Origin of the sequence: Aeromicrobium terrae, assembly GCF_008039565.1 — a bacterium.
GTDB classification, from domain to species: domain Bacteria; phylum Actinomycetota; class Actinomycetes; order Propionibacteriales; family Nocardioidaceae; genus Aeromicrobium; species Aeromicrobium terrae.
The window spans coordinates 58,448-83,054 of record NZ_VDUX01000006.1 but is presented as its reverse complement, the minus strand read 5'-3'; the positions used below and the strand labels follow the sequence as shown (position 1 = coordinate 83,054).

Below are 24,607 nucleotides of genomic sequence, written 5' to 3'. Positions count from 1 at the left end.
CTCACAACAGGAGTTGCCCATGTCCACCATCCATCCCCGGAGGCGTCGAGCCTTCGCCCTCGTCGGTGCCTTCGCGGCGGCGACGCTGGTCCTCGGAGCCTGTACGAACGGCTCCGACGACGGCGACACCAGCTCCGCGATCGGCAAGAGCAACACCGACAACGACAAGTCCGGCAAGAAGGTCGTCATCGGCTTCTCCGCACCGGCCGCCGACCACGGCTGGATGGGCTCGATCACGAAGTCGGCCGTCGCCCAGGCGAAGAAGTACGACGACATCGAGCTGAAGGTCGCCGAGGGCACCAACGACGTCAACCTGCAGATCTCGCAGGTGGAGACGTTCATCAACGACAAGGTCGACGCGATCGTCCTGCTGCCGTTCGACGGCGCCGCGATGACCGCCGTGGCCCGCAAGGCCATGGACGCCGGCATCGTCGTCATCAACGTCGACCGCGAGTTCGACTCGCCGTTCGCCGCCCGCACCACGGTGCTCGGCGACAACTACGGCATGGGCGTCTCGGCCGGCACGTACGTGTGCGACCAGGCCAAGGGCGACAAGAACAAGGTCGTCGCCGAGATCGCGGGCATCGACTCGCTGCCGCTGACGCAGGACCGGTCGAAGGGCTTCGCGGACGCGCTCAAGAAGTGCGGCCTCAAGGTCAACAACCGCGTCGCCGCGGAGTTCACGGTGGAGTCGGGCGAGAAGGCCGCGTCCAACCTGCTCCAGGCCGCTCCGAAGATCGACTACCTGTGGAACCACGACGACGACCAGGGTGTCGGCGTCCTCGCCGCCATCAAGAACGCCAACCGTGACGAGTTCGTCATGATCGGCGGCGCCGGCTCGGCCAACGTCATGCGCGACATCAAGGCCGACAACACGGTGCTCAAGGCGACGGTCATCTACCCGTCGACCCAGGCCGCGGACGGCATCAAGCTGGCCCGACTGCTGGTGCAGGGCAAGTCGATGTCCGACCTCGCCGAGATCGAGGTGCCGCGCGAGGTCAAGCTGTCGGCCCCCGTGGTGACGAAGGACAACGTCGACACCTACCTGCCGTCGGCGTTCGAGTCCTGACCGACCGGGACCTGCGCACCGGCACTCGGGGCCGGTGCGCAGGTCCCCTCCACCATCCAGCTCGGAAAGCAGACGCAGATGACTGACGCACGAACCGATCTCCGGATCGGCATGGTCGGCTACGCCTTCATGGGAGCCGCGCACTCCCAGGCGTGGCGCACGGCCCCGGCCTTCTTCGACCTCCCGATGCACCCGCGCATGACCGCGGTCTGCGGGCGCGACAAGGAGGCGGCCACGAAGGTCGCCGAGCGCTTCGGCTGGGAGTCCGTCGAGACCGACTGGCGGGCCCTGCTCGAGCGCGACGACATCGACGTCATCGACATCTGCACGCCGGGAGACACGCACGCGGAGATCGCGATCGCGGCGCTCCGGGCCGGCAAGCACGTGCTGTGCGAGAAGCCGCTGGCCAACACCGTCGCCGAGGCGGAGGCGATGGCCGAGGCGGCCGCCGAGGCCGCGCAGCACGGCGTGCGGGCCATGGTCGGCTTCACCTACCGCCGCACGCCCGCCGTCGCCATGGCCCGGAAGCTCGCCGCCGACGGCTGGCTGGGCACCATCCGCCACGTCCGCGCCCAGTACTTGCAGGACTGGCTCAACGACGAGAACACCCCGCTCAGCTGGCGCCTCGACAAGGAGAAGGCCGGCTCGGGTGCCCTCGGCGACATCGGCGCCCACATCGTCGACATGGCGCAGTTCGTCACCGGCTCGCGGATCGCGTCGGTCAGCGGCCTGATGGAGACCTTCGTGACGACCCGACCCGTCGCCGGCGACCACGCGACCCTCGGTGGTTCGTCGAGCGGCGACGGCGAGCGCGGCCCGGTCACCGTCGACGACGCCGCCGTCTTCACGTCCCGCTTCGACGACGGCTCCGTCGGCGTCTTCGAGGCGACGCGCTTCGCCACCGGCCGCAAGAACGCGCTCCGCATCGAGGTCAACGGGTCCACGGGCTCGCTGGCGTTCGACTTCGAGGACATGAACGTCCTCCAGTACTTCGACGCGAACGAGGACCCCGCGACGGCCGGCTTCCGCCGGATCATCGTCACCGAGGCGACGCACCCGTACGTCGCCGCCTGGTGGCCGCCGGGACACGGCCTCGGGTACGAGCACGGCTTCACGCACCAGGTCGTCGACCTCGTCACCGCCATCGCGGACGGCACCGACCCCTCGCCGTCGTTCGCCGACGGCCTCGCCGTCCAGCGCGTGCTGGCCGCGGTCGAGGCGAGCTCGGCCGACGGCACCACCCACACGACAGGAGCTTGAGATGTCTCGACCGATCACGTTGTTCACCGGGCAATGGGCCGACCTGCCGTTCGAGGAGGTCGCGCGCCTCGCCGGCGAGTGGGGCTACGACGGTCTCGAGATCGCCTGCTGGGGCGACCACTTCGACCCCTGGCAGGCCGTCGAGGACCCGGCCTACGTGCAGTCGCGGCACGACATCCTGGAGAAGAACGGCCTCAAGGTCTACGCGATCTCCAACCACCTCACCGGCCAGGCGGTCTGCGACGACCCGATCGACGCCCGGCACGAGGGCATCCTGTCGTCGCGCATCTGGGGCGACGGCGACCCCGAGGGCGTCCGCCAGCGCGCCGCGGAGGAGCTGAAGAACACCGCGCGCGGTGCGAAGCTGCTCGGCGTCGACACGGTGATCGGCTTCACCGGCTCGTCGATCTGGAAGTACGTCGCGATGTTCCCGCCGGCGTCGGAGGAGATGGTGGCCGCCGGCTACCAGGACTTCGCCGACCGCTGGAACCCGATCCTCGACGTCTTCGACGAGGAGGGCGTGCGGTTCGCCCACGAGGTGCACCCCAGCGAGATCGCCTACGACTACTGGACCACCCACGCGGCGCTGGAGGCGATCGGCCACCGCGAGGCGTTCGGCCTGAACTGGGACCCGTCGCACTTCGTGTGGCAGGACCTCGACCCGCTCGGCTTCCTGTGGGACTTCCGCGACCGGATCTACCACGTCGACTGCAAGGACGCGAAGAAGCAGGTCGGCAACGGCCGGAACGGCCGGCTCGGCTCGCACCTGCCGTGGGCGGACCCGCGGCGCGGCTGGGACTTCGTGTCCACGGGTCGCGGCGACGTCCCGTGGGAGGCGTGCTTCCGCATGCTCAACACGATCGGCTACGACGGTCCCATCTCGATCGAGTGGGAGGACGCCGGCATGGACCGGCTGCTCGGGGCCCCGGAGGCGCTCGCGTTCGTGAAGGCGAACCTGTTCGACGCCCCCGAGGCGGCGTTCGACGCCGCCTTCTCCAGCGGCGACTGAAGGGCTAGGGTGCTGACTAAGCAAGCGCTTAGTACCCGACCGAGGGAGTCCCATGCCCCGCACGTTCGAGAGTCTCGAGGAGTTCCGAGCCGCCGCCGGGGAGGAGCTCGGCACCGGTGAGTGGCACACCGTCACCCAGGAGCAGATCAACACGTTCGCCGACGCGACCGGCGACCACCAGTGGATCCACGTCGACCCGGAGAAGTCGGCGAGCGGGCCGTTCGGCACGACGATCGCCCACGGCTACCTGACCCTGTCCCTGCTGCCGGTGCTCGCGCAGTCGATCTACGAGGTCAAGGGCCTGGCGATGGGCGTCAACTACGGCGCCAACAAGATCCGCTTCCCCAACGCCGTCCCCGTCGACTCGCGCATCCGTGCGACGGCGACGCTCAAGGACGTCGCGGACATCCCGATCGGCACGCAGGTCACCATCACCTTCGTGATCGAGCTCGAGGGTGCGGAGAAGCCGGCGTGCATCGCCGAGGTCGTCTACGTGATGGCGGCTGCGTGATGGACTTCGCCTACGACGACGAGACCAACGCGCTGCTGGAGCAGGTCGGTGCCTTCATGGACGCGGAGGTGTTCCCGAACGAGGGCCGCCTGCGCGAGGAGATCGACCAGCTGGCCGCCGACGACGCCTGGACGTTCCCGGCGGTGGTCGGCGAGGTGCGCGCCAAGGCCAAGGAGCAGGGCCTCTGGAACTTCTTCCTGCCCGGCTACGAGGGCCCGCACGGCCGCGGCCTGACCAACCTGCAGTACGCACCGATCGCCGAGCTGACCGGCCGCAGCATCCAGCTCGCGCCGAGCGCGTTCAACTGCGCCGCCCCGGACACCGGCAACATGGAGGTGCTGCACCTCTTCGGCACGCCCGAGCAGAAGGAGCAGTGGCTCGAGCCGCTGCTCGAGGGCACGATCCGGTCGTCGTTCGCGATGACGGAGCCGCAGGTCGCGTCGTCCGACGCCACCAACATCGAGCTGTCGATCGTCCGCGACGGCGGCGACTACGTGATCAACGGCCGCAAGTGGTGGATCACCGGCGCGATGAACCCGGACTCCGCGATCTTCATCGTGATGGGCAAGACCGACCCGGAGGCGGAGCGGCACCGCCAGCAGTCGATGATCCTCGTCCCACGCGACACCCCGGGTCTGGAGATCAAGCGCGGCATGCGGGTGTTCGGCTACGCCGACCGCGACCACGGCGGCCACGCCGAGCTCGCGTTCCACGACGTCCGCGTGCCCGCGTCGAACATCATCGGCGGCGAGGGCGAGGGCTTCGCCATCGCGCAGGCCCGGCTCGGGCCCGGCCGCATCCACCACTGCATGCGCTCGATCGGCCTGGCCGAGCGGGCTATCGAGATGATGTGCCAGCGCGCCGCGTCTCGCGTCGCGTTCGGCAAGACCATCGCCGAGCAGGGCGTCGTGCGCGACTGGATCGCGGAGTCCCGCGTGCGCCTCGAGCAGCTGCGGCTGCTGGTGCTCAAGGCCGCGTGGCTGATGGACACCCAGGGCAACAAGGCCGCGCACACCGAGATCCAGGCGATCAAGATCGCGACGCCGGCCACGGTGGAATGGATCCTCGACAAGGCCATCCAGGTGCACGGCGCCGGCGGCCTGAGCCAGGACTTCCCGCTCGCCGAGTGGTTCGCCGGCATGCGCACGCTGCGCTTCGCCGACGGCCCCGACGAGGTGCACAAGACCAGCCTCGCCCGGGCCGAGCTCCGCAAGCAGCTGCGATGAACCTCGAGGGATCGCGCGCGATCGTCACCGGCGCGGCCGGCGGCATCGGCGCCGCCATCGCCCGGCGACTGACCGAGCGCGGCGCCTCCGTGCTGCTCACCGACCTCGACGCCGACCGGCTCGCGTCGACGACCGCCGACCTGGACGGGAACGTCATCCAGCTCGCCGGCGACGTCGGCGACAGCGCTCACCTGGAAGCGCTCATCGCTGCGGCCGACGAGTCGTTCGGCGGCGTCGACCTGTTCGTCGCCAACGCCGGGGTCTTCCACGGCTTCGGCCTCGACGCCGACGAGCAGGACTGGGCCACGAGCTGGGACGTCAACGTGATGGCGCACGTGCGGGCCGCCCGCCTCCTGGTGCCGCGCTGGCTCGAGGGAGACGGTGGGTGCTTCGCCGTGACCGCGTCGGCCGCCGGTCTGCTCACCCAGCTCGGGTCCCCGACGTACTCGACCACCAAGCACGCCGCCGTCGGGTTCGCCGAGTGGCTGGCCGCCACCTACGGCGACCGGGGCGTCCAGGTCGCGGCGCTCTGCCCGATGGGCGTGCGGACGCAGATGATCGAGGCCGGCGAGGTCCACGAGGATCCCGACGCCCGACTCGGCCACGCCGCCGTCACCACCGCCGGCGCGACCCTGACGCCGGAGGAGGTCGCGGACTCGCTCCTCGACGCGATCGAGGCCGGCCGGTTCCTCGCGCTGCCGCACGCGTCCGTCGCCGAGATGTACGCCAAGAAGGCCGCCGACCCGGACCAGTGGCTCAGCGGCATGCAGTGGTTCCGGAACTCGCTGTCCTAGGCAGTGTCTGGTGGACCCGCGCAGTCGATCCGGGCGGCATTCGCGCCCGGCTGACGAGGCCGAGGTCCGAAGCCATACCGGGTGTTGTCTTGCGAGGGCCGAGAACGACGTCAGCCGGGATGCGAGGTCGTCCGGGTGGCGCGGGGGTCCGCCAGGCATTGCCTAGACAGATCGCCGACCCGATCGGGCGCATACTGGCTGTATCGAGCACATCTGCTCATCCGGGCTGATGGAACTCGCTCCCGAGCCCGGCGACTGGTGTGCTGGGTGCCAACCCGAGGGAGGCGCAGATGTTCGAGGACGGTCAGCTCTACTCACCCGTGTCCACGAAGGACGACGGCTCCGTCGAGGTGCACCTCGGCGAGAACCACCCGGGGTTCCGCGACGAGGCGTACCGCGCCCGCCGGAACGACATCGCCGAGATCGCCGTGGCCTGGTCGCCGGGCGCGCCGATCCCCACCGTCGACTACACCGAGGGCGAGCAGGACATCTGGCGCGAGGTCGCCCGCGAGCTCGCGCCCAAGCACGAGAAGCACGCGCACAGCGAGTACCTCCACGCCAAGGAGGCCCTCGGCCTCCCGTCGGACCACGTCCCCCAGCTCGGCGAGGTCGGCGAGCGGCTCGTCCCGCTGACCGGGTTCACCTACGTCCCGGCCCCGGGCCTCGTCCCGCTCCGCGAGTTCTACGAGTCCCTCGGCCGCCGCGAGTTCCACTCCACGCAGTACCTGCGCCACCCGTCGCAGCCGCTCTACACGCCGGAGCCGGACATCATCCACGAGGTGATGGGCCACGCGAACCAGCTCGCCAGCCCGCGGTTCGCGGCGCTCACCGAGGCGGCCGGCAAGGCCACCGCGCGGGCCGAGCTCGACGACACCGTGAAGTTCATCGCCGACGTCTTCTGGTTCACGCTCGAGTTCGGAGTCATGTGGGAGGACGGCGACCTCAAGGCCTACGGCGCCGGCATCCTCTCCAGCTACGGCGAGATGGACGAGTACGCGCACATGGAGATCCGGCCGCTCGACATCGCCGAGATGGGCACCATCAACTACGACATCACGGCGTACCAGCCGGTGCTGTTCGCCGCCGACTCGCTCGACCAGCTCGAGGACGTCGTCGGCACGTTCTTCGACACCTGCGACGACGAGACGCCGAGCCGGCTGAAGGCGACGGTCTGAGTCTTCGCGAAATGTGACGCTCAGGGCGTCATGGACGCCGGATGACGCCCTCAGCGTCACATGGTGCGGTCGATAGGGTGACGGCATGGCGATCGAGCTCCGCACCCCGCGTCAGGTCGAGGAGATGCGTCCTGCCGGGCGGTTCGTCGCCGAGGTGCTGACGAGGCTCGTCGAGGCGGCCGACGTCGGCGTGAACCTGCTCGAGCTCGACGCCCTCGCGCACGCCATGATCCGCGACCGCGGCGCCGAGTCCTGCTACATCGACTACCACCCGTCGTTCGGCGCGATGCCGTTCGGCAAGGTGCTCTGCACGTCGGTCAACGACGCGGTGCTGCACGGCCTGCCACACTCCTACAAGCTCGCCGACGGCGACCTGCTGAGCCTCGACTTCGCCGTCTCCGTCGACGGGTGGGTCGCCGACTCGGCCGTGAGCACGATCGTCGGCACGCCCAACCCCGACGACGTCCGGCTCATCGACACCACGCAGCAGGCGCTCGCCGCCGCCATCGCTGTCGCGCGGCCCGGCAACAAGCTCGGCGACATCTCCGCCGCCATCGGCGACGTCGCCCGCGACGCCGGCTACAGCGTCAACACCCAGTTCGGCGGGCACGGCGTCGGCCGCACCATGCACGGCGACCCGCACGTCCCCAACGACGGCCGCGCCGGCCGTGGCCTCCCGCTCAAGCCGGGCCTCGTCATCGCCATCGAGCCCTGGCTGCTCGCGTCCACCGACGAGATCGTCATGGACGCCGACGGCTGGACCATCCGCAGCGCCGACGGCTCCCGCGGCGCCCACTCCGAGCACACCATCGCCGTCACCGACGACGAGCCGATCGTCCTCACCGCCCGAGATTGACGCTACAGCTCCACCACTCGGTCGCTAGGGCGAAGCCCGGGAGCGAAGCGAAGCGACTCTTGCGTCTGTGTCGCTTCGGTCGCTGGCGCTCCCTCCCGCGGCTCCGCCGCTAGCGACCGCACAGGGTCGCTCAGGTCGCCGGGACGGCGATCGTCGTCGCCTCGGTGCGGCCGCGGAGGGTGACCTCGTCCTGGGCGCGCCAGTGCGACGCCTCGTCCTCGTGGGCGGCCTCGACCGCCGTCATCGACGCCGCGACCATGCCCTCGACGGTCTTGGCCTGCTCGCACAGCCGGGCGCCCTCGTTCACCGGGTCGCCGATGACCGTGTACTCGAACCGGCTCTCCGCACCGATGTTGCCGGCGACCGCGGGCCCGTAGGCGACGCCGATGCCGGCCTGGACGTCGCTGACCTCCTCGGTCAGGCGGGCCGACATCGACCGCGCGGCCGCGAGCGCCGCACCCGCGGCGTCGTCGAGCTCGCGCGGAGCACCGAAGACCGCGAGCGCGGCGTCGCCCTCGAACTTGTTGACGAAGCCGCCGTGGTCCTGCACCTCGGCGACCACCACGCCGAAGAACCGGTTGAGCACGTCCACGACCTCCTCCGGGGGTCTGGTGGCGGCGAGCTCCGTGGACCCCACGACGTCGACGAAGAGCACGGCGACCTCGCGCACCTCGCCGCCCAGCTCGATCTGCTGCGACATCGCGGCGCGGGCGACGTCCTCGCCGACGTGCCGGCCGAACAGGTCGCGGAGCTGCTCGCGCTCGCGGACGTCGTGGACCATGCGGTTGAAGCCGGACTGGAGCATGCCGAGCTCGGTGCCGTCGAAGACCAGCACCTCGGCGTCGAGGTCGCCCTTCTGGACTCGGGAGAGCGCACCGGTGACCGTGCGGATCGGCGCCATCATGGCGCGGGTGTTGAGCACCATCAGCAGCAGCCCGAACACCAGACCGATGCCGCCGAGGGCCAGGATGCAGATCGCGAGCCGGTCGGCGGTGACGTCCTTGCGGGCGAGCGCGAAGATCGCGACGACCATCAGGCCGATGACGGGGACGGCGCCGAGCAGCCAGATCAGCAGCGACCGCATCGTGATGCCGACGCCGCGCGCCCGCCGCATCGGCGCGCTCGTGAGAGCCCGGGCCGCGACCGGCCGCAGGGCGAACTCGCTGAGCAGGTACGTGTTGGCACAGACCACGACGCCGCCGGCGAACGTCGTGAAGCCGACCTTGGCGATCAGGTCGGCGCCGTGCAGGCCGTAGAGCAGCGTGAAGAGGCCGAACCCGCTGGCCCAGAGGACGGCCTGGACGAGGGTCAGCATCCAGGGCACGCGGAGGGTGGCGATGCGGTCCTTGCGGGTGGCCTCGCGGTCCTCGAGCGACCACTGCAACATGCGCAGGGCGCGGACCGTGCCCCACGTCGCGCCGACGACGAGGGCGAACAGGCAGTACGCGGGCACGACGACGAAGTTCACGACGAGCAGGTCGTCGGTGAGGACCGGGTCGCCCGGGAGCACCAGCGTCACCAGGGCGACGACCAGCACCATCCCGATGACGTTGGCGATGACGAGCGCCGCGGTGAGCAGGATCTGCACGCGGACCCGGAGGCGGCCGGTCTCCTCGTCGCCCGGGCCGAGCAGCCACGACCCGAGTGGCTGGGTCCGGCGCTGTCGACGCTCCGAGGGCACCCGCCGAGCGTACTCAGGTGGAGGGGGTCGGCGGGACGCGTTCGGTCCACGGGGCCGCCGCCTCCACCTGGGCGAGCAGGCTGAACAGGGGGCCGTCCTCGCCCGGGCGGCCGGCGAGCATGACGCCGATGGGCAGCCCCCCGTCAGTCCAGTGCAGCGGCAGGCTGGCCGCCGGGACGCCGGCCATGTTGTAGACCGCGGTGAACGGGGTGAACAGCAGCTCGCGGCGGTGGTCCTCGGCGGGGTCGCCGGACTCGGTGAACCAGGCGTGCGGCTGGGGCGGCAGCGCGAGCGTCGGGGTGAGCCAGACGTCGAAGTCCTGCATCCTTGTGACGACGTCGCGGCAGGTGGCCTCGAGGAACTGGATGGCGCGTGCGAGCTCGACGCCGGTGGCCTCCTTGCCGCGGGCGAACCAGTAGCGCGTGTTCTGCCGCAGCAGCGGCACGGCCTCCTCAGGCACCGGCGCGGCGGCCATCCCGCTCGACCAGACGACGTTGAACTGCGGCTCGAGCTCGGCGGGGAAGGGGTTGTCGACGTCGACGACCTCGTGGCCGAGCGACTCGAGCAGCCGGCTGGCGGACTCCCACGCGGCGAGCGACTCCGGCGACGTCTCGGCGAACGGCAGGTACGGGGTGGACCAGCGGGCGACGCGCAGCCGGCCGGGCTCGCGGCGGATCCAGTCGGTGAACGGGACGGGCGGGTCGGGCAGCGGCCGGAAGTCGCCGGGCATCGGGTGAGCCATGACGTCGAGCAGCGCGGCGGCGTCGCGCACGGTGCGGGCCAGCGGGCCGTCGCCGGCGAGACCGCTCCAGTCGCTGCCGAGCGGACCGGCGCTGACCCGGCCGCGGCTCGGCTTGAACCCGACGATCCCGCAGCAGCTGGCCGGGATGCGGATGGATCCGCCGCCGTCGCTGCCCTCGGCGAGCGGCACGAGGCGAGCGGCCACGGCTGCCGCCGCGCCACCGCTGGACCCGCCGGCGTTCCGGGTCAGGTCCCACGGGGTGGCGGTCGGGCCGATCACGTCGTTGTCGGTGTACGAGGAGAGCCCGAACTCCGGGGTGTTGGTCTTGCCGAGGCTGATGAACCCGGCCTGCTGCATGAGGGTGACGACGTACGCGTCGACGACCGGCACGTTCTCCCTCATGAGCGCCGAGCCCATCGTGGTGCGGACGCCGACGGTGGACGTGAGGTCCTTGAAGGCCGTGGGCACGCCGCAGAAGGTGGGAGCGTCGCCGGCGGCGAGCCGGGCGTCGGCCGCCTCGGCCCGCTCGAGCGCCTGCTCGGCCGTGACGGTGATGAACGCGCCGAGCGGCTCGGCGTACCGGTCGATGCGGTCGAGGTGGTGCCGGACGAGCTCGACCGACGACACCTCGCGGCGGCGCAGGAGCTCGGCCTGGCCGTGGGCGTCGAGGTCGTGGAGCTCGGTCACGAGGACAGCATCTCGCGCGCCAGCTTCTTGGGCGCGACGGTGATCCAGGCGTCGGTGATGATCTCCTCCAGCTCGTCGCGGCTGATCTCGCCGAGCCGCGACTGCTGCACCAGCACCGCGTTGTAGCCGTTGAAGTGCGGGATGGTGAAGAACGGGCCGTCGTCCTCGACGAGCGCCTGCTTGGCTCCGGCGTCGGGCACGCGGATGACCAGCAGGTCGTCGTACATCTCCCCGGTCTCCGGGTCGACGGCGGTCTTGTGCGGGTGCCGCTCGAGCACGAAGCCCTTGCCCTTGTCGCCCTCCGGGACCTTCCACGTGGGCCGGTCGCCCCAGCTGATGCCCTTCTCGGTGTGCGGCAGGGCAGCGGCGATCGCGTCGACGTCCTCGGGTCGTGCGGCTGGCATGGTTCCAGTCTCCCTGCCAGCACGGACACAGGTCGACCTGCGCGGGCAGATAGTTGCGACTAGAAACGAACGGTGGCTAGATTCCTCGTTCTCCTCCTGCTCGCCCTCTTCCTGCTCCTCACCGGTGTCGCGGCCGCGGTGGGGTCGTGGGCGTGGCTCGCCCTCGCCGTTCTCGTGGCTGCGCTGCTCGTGCTCGGCGTCTGGGACCTGCTCCAGTCGAAGCACTCGGTGCTGCGCAACTACCCCGTCATCGGCCACCTCCGCTACCTGCTGGAGTCGATCCGCCCGGAGCTCCAGCAGTACTTCGTCGAGCGCAACATCGAGGGCCGGCCGTTCGACCGGTACGACCGCTCGCTGATCTACCAGCGGGCCAAGGGCGTGCGCAGCGAGACGTCGTTCGGCACCGAGCTCGACGTCAACGAGGTCGGCTACGAGTTCCTCCAGCACTCCACCGCGCCGCGGGACACCCCGCAGGAGCCGCACCGCGTGCACGTGGGCGGTCCGGACTGCACGCAGCCGTACGACATGTCCCTGCTCAACGTCTCCGCGATGAGCTTCGGCGCCTTGTCCGGCCGCGCGATCCAGGCGATGAACGGCGGGGCGGCACTCGGCGGCTTCGCGCAGGACACCGGCGAGGGCGGACTGACCGAGCACCACCTGTCCCACGGCGGCGACCTCGTCTGGGAGCTCGGCACCGCCTACTTCGGCGCCCGGACGAAGGACGGGCTGTTCGACGCCGACGAGTTCGCGGAGAAGTCGGCCCACCCGGCGGTGAAGTGCGTCGAGCTCAAGCTCAGCCAAGGTGCCAAGCCGGGCCTCGGCGGCGTGCTGCCGGCCGCGAAGGTGGACGCCGACCTCGCGCGCGCCCGCGACGTGAAGCCGGGCGAGGCCGTGGTCAGTCCCGCGTATCACCGGATGTTCTCCACGCCCCGCGGGCTCATCGAGTTCCTCGCCCGCATGCGCGAGCTGGCAGGCGGCAAGCCGGTCGGGATGAAGCTGTGCGTCGGATCGCGGCACGAGGTGCTCGCGATGTGCAAGGCGATGCTCGCCGAGGGCACGGCACCCGACTTCATCGTCGTCGACGGGGCCGAGGGCGGCACCGGAGCCGGCCCGCTGGAGTTCCAGAACCGCGTCGGCACGCCGCTCACCGAGGGCCTCGTGACGATGCACAACGCGCTGGTCGGCACGGGCCTGCGCGACCGCGTGCGGATCGGCGCGTCGGGCAAGGTCGCGACCGGCGCGCACATCGTCATGCGCCTCATCCAGGGCGCCGACTACACCAACGCCGCCCGGGCGATGATGATGGCGACCGGCTGCATCCAGTCCCAGCTGTGCCACACCAACACCTGCCCCGTCGGCGTCGCTACGCAGGACCCCCTCCGCATCCGCGCCCTCGACGTCGAGGACAAGCGGCACCGTGTTCACCGGTACCACCGCGACACCGTCGAGGAAGCGGTCCAGATCATCGCGTCGATGGGTCTCGGGGGTCCCGAGGAGCTGCGCCCGTCGATGCTGAGGCGTGTCATCGCCCCGTTGCGGGTACAGGGATATGACGAGCTGTACGACTGGCTGCAGCCCGGTGAGCTGCTCAGCCAGGTCCCGGAGTCGTGGGCCGCCGACTGGCTCGCCGCCGACCCGGACACGTTCTCCCGAGCCCAGGAGGTCTCCCGATGAGCACCACCGTCGCCCGCATGATCACGACCGCGCTCGCCGACCTGGGGGTGAAAAACGTCTGGGGCGTCGTCGGTGACGCCCTCAACCCGGTGACGGACGCGATCCGCACCGAGGACCGGCTGGAGTGGATCGGCGTCCGTCACGAGGAGGCGGGCGCGTTCGCCGCATCGGCGCAGGCGCAGCTGACCGGGACGCTCGCCGTGTGCATGGGCACCGTCGGCCCGGGCTCGCTGCACCTGCTGAACGGCCTCTACGACGCGAAGAAGTCGCACGCGCCGGTGCTCGCGATCTGCGGCCAGGTGCCGCTGTCCGAGCTCGGCAGCGACTTCTTCCAGGAGGTCGACAACGACGCGGTGTTCCGCGACGTCGCCGTGTACTCACGGACGATCACGTCGCCGGAGCAGGCGCCGTACCTGCTCGAGCAGGCGGTCAACGCGGCGTTCGCGCACCAGGGCGTCGCGGTGCTGACGCTGCCCGGCGACGTCGGCGGGCTCGACCTGCCGCCGTCGGCTCCGGCCCCGACGTTCGTCGACGCCCACCCGCAGACCATGCCGACGGTGGACGACCTGGGGAAGGCCGCGACCATCCTCAACGGCGCGGAGAAGGTGACGATGCTGGTGGGCCAGGGCTCCCGGGAGGCGCGCGACGTCGCGCTCCAGGTGGCGGACGCGCTTGCGGCCCCGATGGTGCTGACTCTGAAGGCCAAGGAGGGTCTCGAGCACGACAACCCGTACGAGGTCGGCCAGTCCGGCCTCATCGGCAACCGTGCCGCTCAGACGGCGTTCGAGAAGTGCGACGCGCTCCTCATGGTCGGCACCGACTTCCCGTACCGGGACTGGTACCCGGAGGGGAAGCGGGTGATCCAGATCGACGCCAAGGGCCAGCACATCGGGCGGCGCACCCACGTGGAGCTCGGGCTGGTCGGCCACGCCCGTCCGACCCTGGAGGCTCTGCTGCCGATGCTGGAGAACAAGACCGACCGCGGCCATCTCGAGGAGACCCGCGACGAGTACCGGGACTGGCACGAGGGACAACAGCGCCTCGCGGACCCCGAGTACGACCACGAGCACCTCGGCGTCGTGCGGAAGATGTTCGACAACCCCGAGCACGCCATTCGGCCCGAGGCCGTGGCGGCCGCTCTGGACCGGCATGCGGCGGAGGACGCGATCTTCACCGCCGACACCGGCATGTCCACGGTCTGGCTGTCCCGCTTCGTGCGCATGCGCGGGTCGCGGCGGCTGATCGGCTCGTTCAACCTCGGCTCCATGGCGAACGCGATGCCGCAGGCGCTGGGCGCGTCGGCACTCGACCGGGACCGTCAGGTGGTCGCGTTCTGCGGCGACGGCGGGCTGACGATGCTGATGGGCGACCTGATCACCGCCGTCACCTATCAGCTGCCCGTGGTGTTGGTGGTCTTCGACAACCGGAGCCTCGGCATGGTGAAGCTCGAGCAGGAGCAGGGCGGCCTGCCGTACTTCGGCACCGACCTCGCGAATCCCGACCTCGCGGAGGTGGCGCGCGCCTGCGGGCTGCACGGCGTACGTGTCGAGGACCCGCACGAGCTCGACGGCGCGGTTGCCGCGGCACTCGCGCACGGTGGTCCCGTGCTGCTCGACGTCGTCACGAACCCGGACGAGATCTCGGTTCCCGGCCGAGTCTCCATCGGCGACGCGTGGGGCTTCGCGATCGCCAAGGTCCAGGAGACGGTCCGCTCGGCGCGAACCTGACGGTGCCCGGCGGTTGAATGGGCTCGTGCAGCTCATCGACCTCGTCGCGACGTTCGACGCCGTCCGCGCCACGCGCTCGCGCAAGGCCAAGATCGCGGCGGTCGCCGAGGCGCTGCGGGCCGCCGGCGACGACGAGGTGCTCGTGGTCGCCACGTACCTGGGCGGCTCGCTGACCCAGCGGCGCACGGGCATCGGCTGGCGGTCGCTGAGCGAGCTGCCGCCGCCCGCGCCGGAGCCCACCCTCGGGGTGCTGGAGGTGGACGCGGCGTTCGAGCGGATCGCTGCGATCGGCGGCGCCGGGTCGCAGGCCGAGCGCCGGCAGCAACTGGGGGCGCTGTTCGGCGCCGCGACGGAGGACGAGCAGCGGCTGCTGGCCGGGCTGGTCACGGGTGAGGTCCGCACGGGCGCTCTTGAGGGCATCCTCGTCGAGGCGATCGCGGCGGCGTTCGACGTGCCCGGTCCGGTCGTCCGTCGCGCGGTGATGCTGAGCGGGTCGGCACCGTTCGCCGCTCACGCCGCGGCCACGGGCGGCGAGGAGGCGCTGGCCGCGTTCGGGCTCGAGGTCGGCCGCCCGGTGAAGCCGATGCTGGCCGGCAGCGCACCCGACCTGGCCGTCGCGCTCGAGACCGTCGGTCTGCCCTGTCTCGTCGACGGGAAGCTCGACGGCATCCGCATCCAGGTGCACCGGCGCGGCCAGGACGTCGGCATCTACTCGCGCAGCCTCGACGACCTCACCGAGCGCTTCCCGGCCATCGCCGATCTGGCTCGCTCGCTGCCGGCGGAGTCCTTCGTCCTCGACGGCGAGGCGCTGCTCGTCGACGACGCGGGCCGCCCGGCGATGTTTCAGGACACCGCGTCGTCGGCCGAGCTCTCGCCGTTCTTCTTCGACGTGCTCCACGTCGACGGCCGCGACCTACTCGACGCGCCGGCCACCGAGCGGGCTGACGCGCTGGCCGACTTGGTGCCGGACGAGCACCTGGTGCCGCGGCTGCTGGCTGAGGACGCCGACACGGCTGCCGACTTCCAGGCCCAGGTCCTCGCCGACGGCCACGAGGGCGTCGTCGTGAAGGCGGCCGACACCCCGTGGGAGGCCGGTCGTCGTGGCTCCGGTTGGGTGAAGGTCAAGCCGCGGCACACGCTCGACCTCGTCGTCCTCGCCGTCGAGTGGGGCAGTGGCCGCCGCAAGGGCTGGCTGTCGAACATCCACATCGGCGCTCGTGATGGCGACGGCTTCGTGATGCTCGGCAAGACGTTCAAGGGCATGACCGACGAGATGCTCGAGTGGCAGACGAAGCGGTTCCTCGAGCTGGAGACCTCCCGGGAGGGCCACGTCGTGCACGTCCGCCCGGAGCAGGTCGTCGAGATCGCCTTCGACGGACTCCAGCGCAGCACCCGCTACCCCGGCGGCCTCGCCCTCCGCTTCGCCCGCGTCATCCGGTACCGCGACGACAAGACCGCGGCCGAAGCGGACACGCTTGCCAGAGTTCGCGCCATCTCCTGAGCGGCCCCTGGACTCGGCCGCGCGGCCGGCGCAGGGTGGAGCCATGAGCATGATCGGGGAGATCCAGGACGCGGCCGCCGCCCACCAGGCGCTGAACGAGGCGTTGATCGCGCAGGACGAGGCCGCGCTGCGGCGCATCGTCGGCGAGCGGTGCCGGATCGTCGGGCCGAAGGGCTTCCACATCGACAAGGAGGAATGGATCCGGCCGCACGTGGACCACGTGTTCGAGATGGTGACGCTGCGGAAGGTGGAGCGGGTCGTCGAGGAGTACCGCGACACGGCCGTGGTCGTGGAGCTCCAGGAGTCGGAGTGCATCTTCGAGGGTGAGCGCATCGACGGAGCGTTCCGCGTGACCAGTGTCTGGAATCGCGACGACGGCCCGTGGCAGCTCGTCGCGCTGCAGTACACGGCGGTCGCGCCGGAGGCCCAGACCTGACCGCTGTGGACAGATGACGGTGCTCGGAACGGTCTGTCGGTGGGCACCCCTAGGTTGAAGGTATGACCAGGTCAGGCGCGGTTTCGGAGGGTCGGATGACCGACCTCGCGCGCGCCGCGGCGCGGGCCGAGTTCGCGTTGTGGTCGGGTCAGCTGGAGTACTCGATCGCAGAGGAAGCAGCGATCGACGCCGCCGACCTGTCGCCGCTGGCCAAGCAGGCGCGCATCGCGATGATCGCGATGGAGATCGGCACCTCCACGGGCCTGTCCGAGGGGCAGGTGCGCCGTCGGCTCAGCATCGCGCGCGACGTCCGCGAGCGGGCGCCCCAGACCTGGCTGGCGTTCCGGAAGGGCCGGATCGACGCCGCGCGAGTGACCGTGATCTCCGACGGCATGGACAAGCTGAAGCGCGACGAGTCCGTGATGCGGCTCGACCAACGCGTCGTCGCGTACGCGGAGACCCACACCACCGCCGAGCTCCGACAGTGGGTCCGGCGGTTCGTCGCCCGCGTCGAGGCCGACCTCGTCAAGGAACGCGCCGAGGATGAGCGGGCCAAGCGCGCCGTCCACGTCGAGCACGTCGATGACGGCATGGCCTGGCTGAACATCTACACGACGTCACTCGTGGCCGCCGCCGTCGACAAGCGACTCAACCGCGAGGCCAAGGCGTTCGGCGCCGACGACGAGCGCACCGCCCAGCAGCGTCGCGCCGACCTGGCTGCTGCGTGGCTCACGACCAACGAGGCAGGCGAGGCCGCGATCGGCGCCGACGTCGCCGTCACCATCAGCGCCGACGCTCTGGCCGGGGTGAACGACGACCCGATCGTCGCCGCCGACGGCTCCTGGACCGGGCCCGCGGGATGGATCAAGGACCTCGCAGGGTCGAACACTCTCTGGCACCGGATCATCACCGACGCCGCGGGCAAGACGCTCGACCACACGTACCTGGGCCGGTTCGCTCCTGAGGTCGTCACCAAGGCCATCGCGTTCCGCGACGGCGTCTGCCAGGCGCCCGGCTGTACGAGACCCTCCGCCGAGTGCGACATCGACCACCGGGTCCCACACCCGGCCGGTCTCACGAGCGGTCGGAATCTGTGGCCGCTGTGCCGAAGACACCACCAGCTGAAGGGCCATGAGGTCCTGCACTGGATGCTGCCGTCCGGACGAGTCGTCCCCGCCGAACGAGTGGCCCACTCGCCACCGATCGCCGATGCATCGCACGCCGAGCACGAGCTCGCGACCTTCCTGGTTGACTGACGTCGCTCCGACGTGCGGCGATGCGCGACCGGCCGTATCACTGACTCATGAGTCAGAGCCCTGAGATCGGCCGGATCACCACTGACATCCCCGCCCGCATGGACCGCCTCCCCTGGGCGCGCTGGCACTGGATGATCGTCATCGGACTCGGCACCGTGTGGATCCTCGACGGCCTCGAGGTCACGATCGTCGGCAACCTGTCCGACGTCCTCAAGGACGACAAGACCGGGCTCGGGCTCAGCAGCAGCGACGTCGGCATGGCCGGTGCGATCTACGTCGCCGGCGCCTGTCTCGGCGCGTTGTTCTTCGGGCAGCTCACCGACCGGTTCGGCCGGAAGAAGCTGTTCATCCTCACCCTCCTCGTCTACCTCGTCGGCACGGTCCTGACCGCGTTCGCGATGAACCCGATGTTCTACTTCGTCTGCCGCTTCATCACCGGCACCGGCATCGGTGGTGAGTACGCGGCCATCAACTCCGCCATCGACGAGCTCATCCCGGCCAAGTACCGAGGCCGCATCGACATCACCATCAACGGCTCGTTCTGGGTCGGCGCCGCGATCGGGTCGCTGCTGACGATCCCGCTGACCGACCCGACGGTGGTCGACCCCGAGGTCGGCTGGCGGTTCTGCTTCGCGCTCGGCGCGATCCTCGGCGTCGGCGTCCTGTTCGTGCGCAAGAACGTGCCGGAGAGCCCGCGCTGGCTGTTCATCCACGGCAAGGAGGACGAGGGCGAGCGCATCGTCCGCGGCATCGAGGAACGCGTCGAGAGGGAGGACGACGTCACCCTCGAGGACGTCGACGACACCATCACCATCCGGCAGCGCCGCACGATCAGCATGGCCGAGATCGCGCACACCGTCTTCACGCTCTACCCCAAGCGGACGATCCTGTGCCTCTCGCTCTTCGCCGGCCAGGCGTTCCTCTACAACGCCTTCTTCTTCACCTACGGCGACACCCTCACGACGTTCCTCGACGTGAAGCAGAGCGGCTGGTACATCGCGATCTTCGCGGTGAGCAACTTCGTCGGTGCTCTCGCGCTCGGCCCACTGTTCGACCGAGTCGGTCGCATCCCGATGATCTCCGGCACGTACATCGTGTCCGGCGTCCTGCTGGCGGTCGCGGGCGTCATGCTGGGCGACCTCACCGCCACGACGCTGACGATCTTCGGCGCGGTCGTGTTCTTCTTCGCCTCCGCGGGCGCGAGCTCGGCGTACCTCACCGCGAGCGAGGTGTTCCCGATGGAGACGCGCGCGCTGTGCATCGCGTTCTTCTACGCCGTCGGCACCGCGATCGGTGGCATCGCCGGACCGCTGCTGTTCGGTCGCCTCATCGACGACGCCACCGACGCGAAGGACATCACTCAGATCGCCGTCGGCTACTTCATCGGCGCGGCATTGATGATCGGCGCCGGGATCGTCGCGATCTTCCTTGGCGTGCGGGCCGAGGGGGAGACCCTGGAGGACATCGCCAAGCCGCTCACGGCGGTCGACGCCTGAATCCTTCTCAACCAAACGGTTGACAAGTCCGGCGAGTCGGACCTACGTTGTATTCAACCAACCAGTTGAGGAACAACGACGATGCCCGATCAGCTCTCGCAGGTCTTCGCAGCCCTGGCCGACCCGACCCGACGTGACATGGTCGCGCGGCTCACCGTCGCCGACGCCACCGTCGGCGAGCTCGCCGAGCCGTACGACGTCAGCGTCCAGGCGGTGTCGAAGCACCTCAAGGTGCTCGAGTCCGCCGGTCTGGTGAGTCGTTCGCGCGAGGCGCAGAAGCGTCCCGTGCACCTCGAGGCGGAGGTGTTCGACCTGATGACGAAGTGGATCGAGCGCTACCGCCGGCAGGCCGAGGAGCGCTACCAGCGCCTCGACGCGGTGCTGGCGGAGCTCACCGAGACAGCCGACGACACGACAGACGAAGGGAAAGCATCATGACCACGATTTCCGAGGCCACCATCGAGGCCGACGAGAAGGTCCCGGTCATCCGCATCACGCGGGACTTCAACGCGACCCCCGCGCAGGTGCTGCGGGCTCACACGGACCCGGAGCTCTACGCGCGCTGGGTCGGGCCCCACGGCTCGGTCACGAAGATCGACCACTGGGACGCCCGCACCGGCGGCAGCTGGCGCTTCGTCGGCGTCAACGAGGGCGGCGACGAGTTCGGCTTCCGCGGCTGCTTCCACGAGGTGAGCGAGCACCGCATCGTGCAGACGTTCACCTGGGAGGGTCAGCCCGAGGGCGTCTCGCTCGAGACCCTCACGTTCGAGGACCTCGGCGACGGCCGCACCCGCCTGCACGCCCAGTCGCTCTGCGACAGCTTCGAGGAGCGCGACGCCTGGCTGCGCAGCGGCATGGAGGTCGGCGTCAACGACGGCTACGCCAAGCTCGACCAGATGCTGGCCGATGGCTCTGTCTGAGGCTCCGGCCGAGCGGCACCGCGAGGTGGCCGGCGTCTTCGCGGAGCGGGTGCGAGGTGCCCGCGACTGGGAGGCGCCGGCGCCCGTCGAGGGTTGGACGGCGCGTGACGTCGTCCGGCACCTCGTCGAGTGGTTCCCGTCGTTCCTGCGGGACGGCGGGGTGGAGCTCGGCGCGGTCCCGTCCGTCGACGACGACCCGGTGGCGGCGTGGGACGCGCACGCCGCTGCCGTCCAAGCCCTGCTCTACGCCTCGGACGCGGACCGGCCGTTCACCCACCCGCGCGCCGGCAGTCACCGGCTGAGCGCGGCGATCGACGCCTTCTACACGTCGGACGTGTTCATGCACACCTGGGACCTGGCGCGGGCCACTGGCCAGGACGAGACTCTCGACGCCGACGAGGCGGAGCGGATGCTGGCCGGCATGCAGCCGATCGACGAGATGCTCAGGGCCTCCGGGCAGTACGGGGCGAAGGTGCCGGTGCCCGACGACGCCCCTGCTCACGAGCGGCTGGTCGGCTTCATCGGCCGGGACCCGGCCTGGAGACCATGAGTCGGGTTACGATCTCCACTCTCTGCAAAAAGGTCCGTCACCTGCTCAGACAGGTCTAACTTTCGCCTCATGAGCCCGCAGTGGTACGAGTACCCCTCGTTGATCCTGCAGACGGGGAGTCTCGCGAGGCTGCGGGCGGAGCTTCGCGACAAGAACCTCTTCGAGGCGCCGAAGATGCGACCCAAGACGGACGGCGCGAAGCCCACCGAGGAGGTCCTCCGGGCGCGCACGCCGGACGGCACCTGGAACGACCTCGACGACCCGATGATCGGCGCCAGCGGGACTGGGTTCGGGCGGAACGTGCCGCTGCACCTGACCAAGCCGGACCGCCGGCGGCTGCTCGAGCCGAACCCCCGGCTGATCAGCGAGCGGCTGATGGCGCGCGACGAGTTCAAGCCGGCCGGCATCATCAACGCCCTCGCCGCCGCCTGGCTCCAGTTCGAGAACCACAACTGGTTCTTCCACGGCAACGGACTTCCGGACGACGTCATCGAGGTGCCGGTGCGCGACGGCGACGACTGGCCGGAGCGCCCGATGCGCATCCGCACGACGCAGCCGCTGGCCGGCTCGCCGCCGAACCCGCGCGACCGCGCGCCGCTGTACGCGAACACCGAGACGCACTGGTGGGACGCGTCGCAGATCTACGGCAGTGGCCCGGACCGGCAGAGCGAGGTGCGGACGTTCGTCGACGGCAAGGTCAAGATCAACGACGACGGGCGGCTGCCCCCGAGCATGAACCCGGACGAGGCGGGCCTCGACATCACCGGCATGCGCGAGAACTGGTGGGTCGGGATGGGCCTGCTGCACACGCTGTTCGCGCGCGAGCACAACGCCGTCTGCGACGAGCTGAAGAAGAACTACCCCAGCTTCGACGACCAGCGGCTGTTCGAGGTCGCCTGGCTGGTCATCGCCGCCCTGATCGCGAAGATCCACACCGTCGAGTGGACCACCTGCGTGCTCCGCCACCCGGCGCTGCAGATCGGCATGAACGCCAACTGGTACGGCGCGCTCGGCGAGACGTTCCGCGACCGCGTCGGCCGCGTCGGCGACAGCGAGGCGCTGAGCGGCATCGTCGGCTCGACGAAGGACCACCACTCGGCGCCGTTCTCGCTCACCGAGGAGTTCGTCTCCGTCTACCGCATGCACCCGTTGATCCCCGACGAGTGGGAGTTCCACTCGCTCGAGTCCGGTGAGCTGCTCGAGACGTTCGACTTCACCGACATCCAGGGCCGCAGCACGCGCGACGTCATGGACCGGCACCAGATGGGCGACCTCTGGTACTCGTTCGGCCTCGCGAGCGCCGGCGCCGTGTGCCTGCACAACTACCCGAACGCGCTGCGGAAGCTCACGCGGATCGACGGGCAGGTCACCGACCTCGCGACGCTCGACATCGTCCGCGACCGCGAGCGCGGCGTCCCCCGCTACAACGACTTCCGCGAGGCGCTGCGGATGCCACGGCGCAAGACGTTCGACCAGCTGACGCCCAATCCCACCTGGGCACGGGAGATCTACGAGGTCTACAACGGCGACGTCGACGCGGTGGACCTGCAGGTCGGCATGTACGCGGAGAAGCCGCCGAAGGGCTTCGGGTTCTCCGACACCGCGTTCCGCATCTTCATCCTGATGGCGTCGCGGCGGCTCAAGAGCGACCGGTTCTTCACCACCGACTTCCGCCCGGAGGTCTACACGAAGGTCGGCTTCGACTGGGTGAACAACACCTCGATGAAGGACGTGCTGCTGCGCCACTACCCGGAGCTGCAGCCGGTGATCGGTGACGTCGAGCGGGTGTTCGCGCCGTGGCCGAAGCTCGGCAGCCCTGCGCCGGGCGGGAAGAACCCAGTGGTCCGTGTCGCGGACACGGTCAAGGCGTACATGCCGTGGTAGCCGAGTATCGGCACGCGTCGGTCGTCGAGGGGGTGCGGTTCACCGCCCAGGTCGGCCTGCCGAACGTCGTGCAGGGACTGTTCAAGAAGCGCGAGCTGCCGACCAAGGTCGCGGCGATCGCGAAGGCCGAGGCGCAGGGGTACGCGCTGGTGGCGGGGCTGGTGGAGCGGCTCGGGACCGACCCGTTCTACGTCCGCGTCGCCACTGACGAGGCGCTCCTGCTCACCGACCCGGCCGACATCGAGCACGTGCTGGGCGGCTCGCCGGACCCGTTCGCGTCCGACCCCGAGGCCAAGCGCAAGGGCATGGCCGCGTTCCAGCCCGACGCCCTGACGATCTCCCGCGGCGACCTGTGGCGGACGCGGCGTGCGTTCGCCGAGCACGTCCTCGCGACAGGTGCGCCGCTGCACCCGCTGGGCCCGGTCTTCCTCGACGTGGTGACCGACGCGGTGGCCGGGCTGGTCGCGCTGGAGGAGGTGGGCTGGGAGGACGTCAACGACGCCTTCGCCCGGGTCACCCGACGCGTCGTCCTCGGCGACGACGCCGCCGGAGATCTCGGGCTGACCCGTCAGCTCGGCGAGCTGATGGCCGCCGGCAACAAGCAGCCCGGCAAGCCTGCGGCGGGGTACGACGACTTCGTCGCGCACCTGCGCACCTACGTGGAGGCGGGCGACCCGAAGAGCCTCGCCGGTCTGGTCGCGGACGCGCCGGGCGACGTCGATGCGGCCGGCCAGGTCATCCACTGGCTGTTCGCGATGGGCGACACCCTCGCGCTCAACCTGTTCCGCACGCTCGCGCTGCTGGCCACGCACCCCGAGCAGCTGCACGAGGCGCGAGCCGAGGTCGGACGCGTGGACACGAGGGATGCGGGCTACGTCGCGGGTCTCGACTACGTCGCCGGGTGCCTGCTCGACACCATGCGCCTGTGGCCGACCACCGCGCTGTTCGGCCGGGTCACCACGCGCGACGTCGAGATGCCCGGTGGTCAGGTCGTCCCCGAAGGGACGCAGGTCCTCATCTACAACGTCTTCAACCACCGCAACCGCGACCGGGTGCCTTTCGCCGACCGGTTCGCCCCGGGCGAGTGGTCCGGAGGCGACGCCGGCGAGAGCTGGCTGTTCAACTTCTTCAGCCACGGCCCCCAGGGCTGCCCGGGCGCCGGCCTGTCCGTCTTCCTCGGTCAGGCGTTCCTCGCGAGCGTCGTGGACAAGAGGACCCCGGAGCTGGTGGGGGCGACGCTCGACGAGTCCCAGCCGCTCCCGTACGGCCTCGACGCGTTCGGCTTCCGGATCCACTTCCTTCCTCGCTGACGTCGACTGACGCAGGTGTCGATCGCTACGAACCGCCGTACCCGCCGAGGCGTCGTTGCATCTCCGCGTTGAGGCGGGAGAGGGCGGCGGCGATGCAGCCGGCGACGAAGTCGCTGAGCCGGTGCCGGAAGGACGTCGCGATGTCGGGCTCGGCCTCCGTGAGGTCGGCCTCGACCCGTTGCGCGCCGCCGTCGCGGGAGACGACGATCGTGTCGCCGTCGAGCCGCACGCTGACGAGGATCTGGGTGACGACCGGACGCACCGACCGGGACGCCGCCTCGACGACCACGTCGGCCTCCCCGTCGTCCTCGGCGAGCTCGATCCGGATGTCGAACTCGTGCGCGATGGGCTTGGAGATCTGGTCGACCGCGAGCTCGATCAGCTCCGCCCGCACCCGTCGTACCACCGCGTCGCTCATGCCGGCAGTCTTCCAAAATTC

Annotated in this window: 23 protein-coding genes; 19 read left to right on the top strand and 4 right to left on the bottom strand. The window is 70.4% G+C overall.

From position 1 onward, the window contains the following. The first annotated feature begins 19 nt into the window (after positions 1 to 19). From FHP06_RS12695 to map, 8 genes are all read left to right on the top strand, one after another. Entirely contained in the window at positions 20 to 1,069 is a 1,050-nt protein-coding gene (locus tag FHP06_RS12695) for a substrate-binding domain-containing protein (protein ID WP_147687165.1), read from the top strand. Between the two features lie 78 nt (positions 1,070 to 1,147). Next, positions 1,148 to 2,329, top strand: a complete 1,182-nt coding sequence (locus FHP06_RS12690; protein ID WP_147687164.1) for a Gfo/Idh/MocA family protein — start codon at positions 1,148 to 1,150, stop codon at positions 2,327 to 2,329. A gap of 1 nt (position 2,330) precedes the next feature. Beyond that, positions 2,331 to 3,338, top strand: coding sequence for a sugar phosphate isomerase/epimerase family protein (locus FHP06_RS12685; RefSeq protein ID WP_147687163.1), 1,008 nt, complete (start codon positions 2,331 to 2,333; stop codon positions 3,336 to 3,338). A 52-nt stretch (positions 3,339 to 3,390) separates the two neighbouring features. Then, positions 3,391 to 3,849 (top strand): MaoC family dehydratase, encoded by a 459-nt coding sequence (locus FHP06_RS12680; RefSeq protein ID WP_147687162.1) that lies wholly within the window; start codon positions 3,391 to 3,393, stop codon positions 3,847 to 3,849. Beyond that, positions 3,849 to 5,075, top strand: a complete 1,227-nt coding sequence (locus FHP06_RS12675; protein WP_147687161.1) for an acyl-CoA dehydrogenase family protein — start codon at positions 3,849 to 3,851, stop codon at positions 5,073 to 5,075. The genes FHP06_RS12680 and FHP06_RS12675 overlap by 1 nt, the downstream gene beginning before the upstream one ends. Then, positions 5,072 to 5,869, top strand: coding sequence for an SDR family oxidoreductase (locus FHP06_RS12670; protein ID WP_147687160.1), 798 nt, complete (start codon positions 5,072 to 5,074; stop codon positions 5,867 to 5,869). The genes FHP06_RS12675 and FHP06_RS12670 overlap by 4 nt, the downstream gene beginning before the upstream one ends. Before the next feature lie 290 nt (positions 5,870 to 6,159). Next, positions 6,160 to 7,044: a phenylalanine 4-monooxygenase gene (locus FHP06_RS12665; protein ID WP_147687159.1), complete on the top strand. Its 885-nt coding sequence runs from the start codon at positions 6,160 to 6,162 to the stop codon at positions 7,042 to 7,044. Between the two features lie 85 nt (positions 7,045 to 7,129). Next, positions 7,130 to 7,900, top strand: a complete 771-nt coding sequence (map, locus tag FHP06_RS12660) for a type I methionyl aminopeptidase (protein ID WP_147687158.1) — start codon at positions 7,130 to 7,132, stop codon at positions 7,898 to 7,900. A gap of 130 nt (positions 7,901 to 8,030) precedes the next feature. Here map and FHP06_RS12655 read toward each other — a convergent pair whose 3' ends face one another. From FHP06_RS12655 to FHP06_RS12645, 3 genes are read right to left on the bottom strand one after another with little or no spacing between them, the layout of a single operon-like run. Beyond that, positions 8,031 to 9,581, bottom strand: a complete 1,551-nt coding sequence (locus FHP06_RS12655) for an adenylate/guanylate cyclase domain-containing protein (RefSeq protein ID WP_147687157.1) — start codon at positions 9,579 to 9,581, stop codon at positions 8,031 to 8,033. 13 nt (positions 9,582 to 9,594) lie between these two features. Beyond that, positions 9,595 to 11,010: an amidase gene (locus FHP06_RS12650; protein ID WP_147687156.1), complete on the bottom strand. Its 1,416-nt coding sequence runs from the start codon at positions 11,008 to 11,010 to the stop codon at positions 9,595 to 9,597. Next, on the bottom strand, positions 11,007 to 11,414 hold the full coding sequence (locus FHP06_RS12645) for an MmcQ/YjbR family DNA-binding protein (protein WP_147687155.1): 408 nt from the start codon (positions 11,412 to 11,414) through the stop codon (positions 11,007 to 11,009). Before FHP06_RS12645 ends, FHP06_RS12650 begins: the two co-directional genes overlap by 4 nt. A gap of 72 nt (positions 11,415 to 11,486) precedes the next feature. Between FHP06_RS12645 and FHP06_RS12640 the strand changes: the two genes are divergently transcribed. From FHP06_RS12640 to FHP06_RS12590, 11 genes are all read left to right on the top strand, one after another. Then, entirely contained in the window at positions 11,487 to 13,088 is a 1,602-nt protein-coding gene (locus FHP06_RS12640; protein ID WP_147687154.1) for an FMN-binding glutamate synthase family protein, read from the top strand. After that, positions 13,085 to 14,815, top strand: coding sequence for a thiamine pyrophosphate-dependent enzyme (locus FHP06_RS12635; protein WP_147687153.1), 1,731 nt, complete (start codon positions 13,085 to 13,087; stop codon positions 14,813 to 14,815). The genes FHP06_RS12640 and FHP06_RS12635 overlap by 4 nt, the downstream gene beginning before the upstream one ends. A gap of 25 nt (positions 14,816 to 14,840) precedes the next feature. Beyond that, entirely contained in the window at positions 14,841 to 16,316 is a 1,476-nt protein-coding gene (locus tag FHP06_RS12630; protein ID WP_147687152.1) for an ATP-dependent DNA ligase, read from the top strand. A 43-nt stretch (positions 16,317 to 16,359) separates the two neighbouring features. Next, entirely contained in the window at positions 16,360 to 16,752 is a 393-nt protein-coding gene (locus tag FHP06_RS12625; RefSeq protein WP_147687151.1) for a nuclear transport factor 2 family protein, read from the top strand. Positions 16,753 to 16,847: 95 nt separating this feature from the next. Further along, a complete protein-coding gene (locus FHP06_RS12620; RefSeq protein ID WP_187271921.1) occupies positions 16,848 to 18,008 on the top strand; it encodes an HNH endonuclease signature motif containing protein in 1,161 nt (386 codons plus the stop codon). Between the two features lie 47 nt (positions 18,009 to 18,055). Then, a complete protein-coding gene (locus FHP06_RS12615) occupies positions 18,056 to 19,504 on the top strand; it encodes an MFS transporter (RefSeq protein WP_147687149.1) in 1,449 nt (482 codons plus the stop codon). An 81-nt stretch (positions 19,505 to 19,585) separates the two neighbouring features. Then, complete coding sequence (locus FHP06_RS12610; RefSeq protein WP_147687148.1) at positions 19,586 to 19,942, top strand: ArsR/SmtB family transcription factor; 357 nt, start codon at positions 19,586 to 19,588, stop codon at positions 19,940 to 19,942. Continuing rightward, positions 19,939 to 20,424: an SRPBCC family protein gene (locus FHP06_RS12605; protein WP_147687147.1), complete on the top strand. Its 486-nt coding sequence runs from the start codon at positions 19,939 to 19,941 to the stop codon at positions 20,422 to 20,424. Before FHP06_RS12610 ends, FHP06_RS12605 begins: the two co-directional genes overlap by 4 nt. Then, positions 20,411 to 20,974, top strand: coding sequence for a TIGR03086 family metal-binding protein (locus tag FHP06_RS12600; protein ID WP_147687146.1), 564 nt, complete (start codon positions 20,411 to 20,413; stop codon positions 20,972 to 20,974). The genes FHP06_RS12605 and FHP06_RS12600 overlap by 14 nt, the downstream gene beginning before the upstream one ends. Before the next feature lie 69 nt (positions 20,975 to 21,043). Continuing rightward, complete coding sequence (locus tag FHP06_RS12595; protein ID WP_147687145.1) at positions 21,044 to 22,858, top strand: peroxidase family protein; 1,815 nt, start codon at positions 21,044 to 21,046, stop codon at positions 22,856 to 22,858. Beyond that, positions 22,852 to 24,168, top strand: coding sequence for a cytochrome P450 (locus FHP06_RS12590; RefSeq protein WP_147687144.1), 1,317 nt, complete (start codon positions 22,852 to 22,854; stop codon positions 24,166 to 24,168). The genes FHP06_RS12595 and FHP06_RS12590 overlap by 7 nt, the downstream gene beginning before the upstream one ends. Before the next feature lie 25 nt (positions 24,169 to 24,193). On the opposite strand, the gene FHP06_RS12585 is transcribed toward FHP06_RS12590, so the two are convergent. Further along, positions 24,194 to 24,586, bottom strand: a complete 393-nt coding sequence (locus FHP06_RS12585) for a hypothetical protein (RefSeq protein WP_147687143.1) — start codon at positions 24,584 to 24,586, stop codon at positions 24,194 to 24,196. Positions 24,587 to 24,607: the final 21 nt, after the last annotated feature.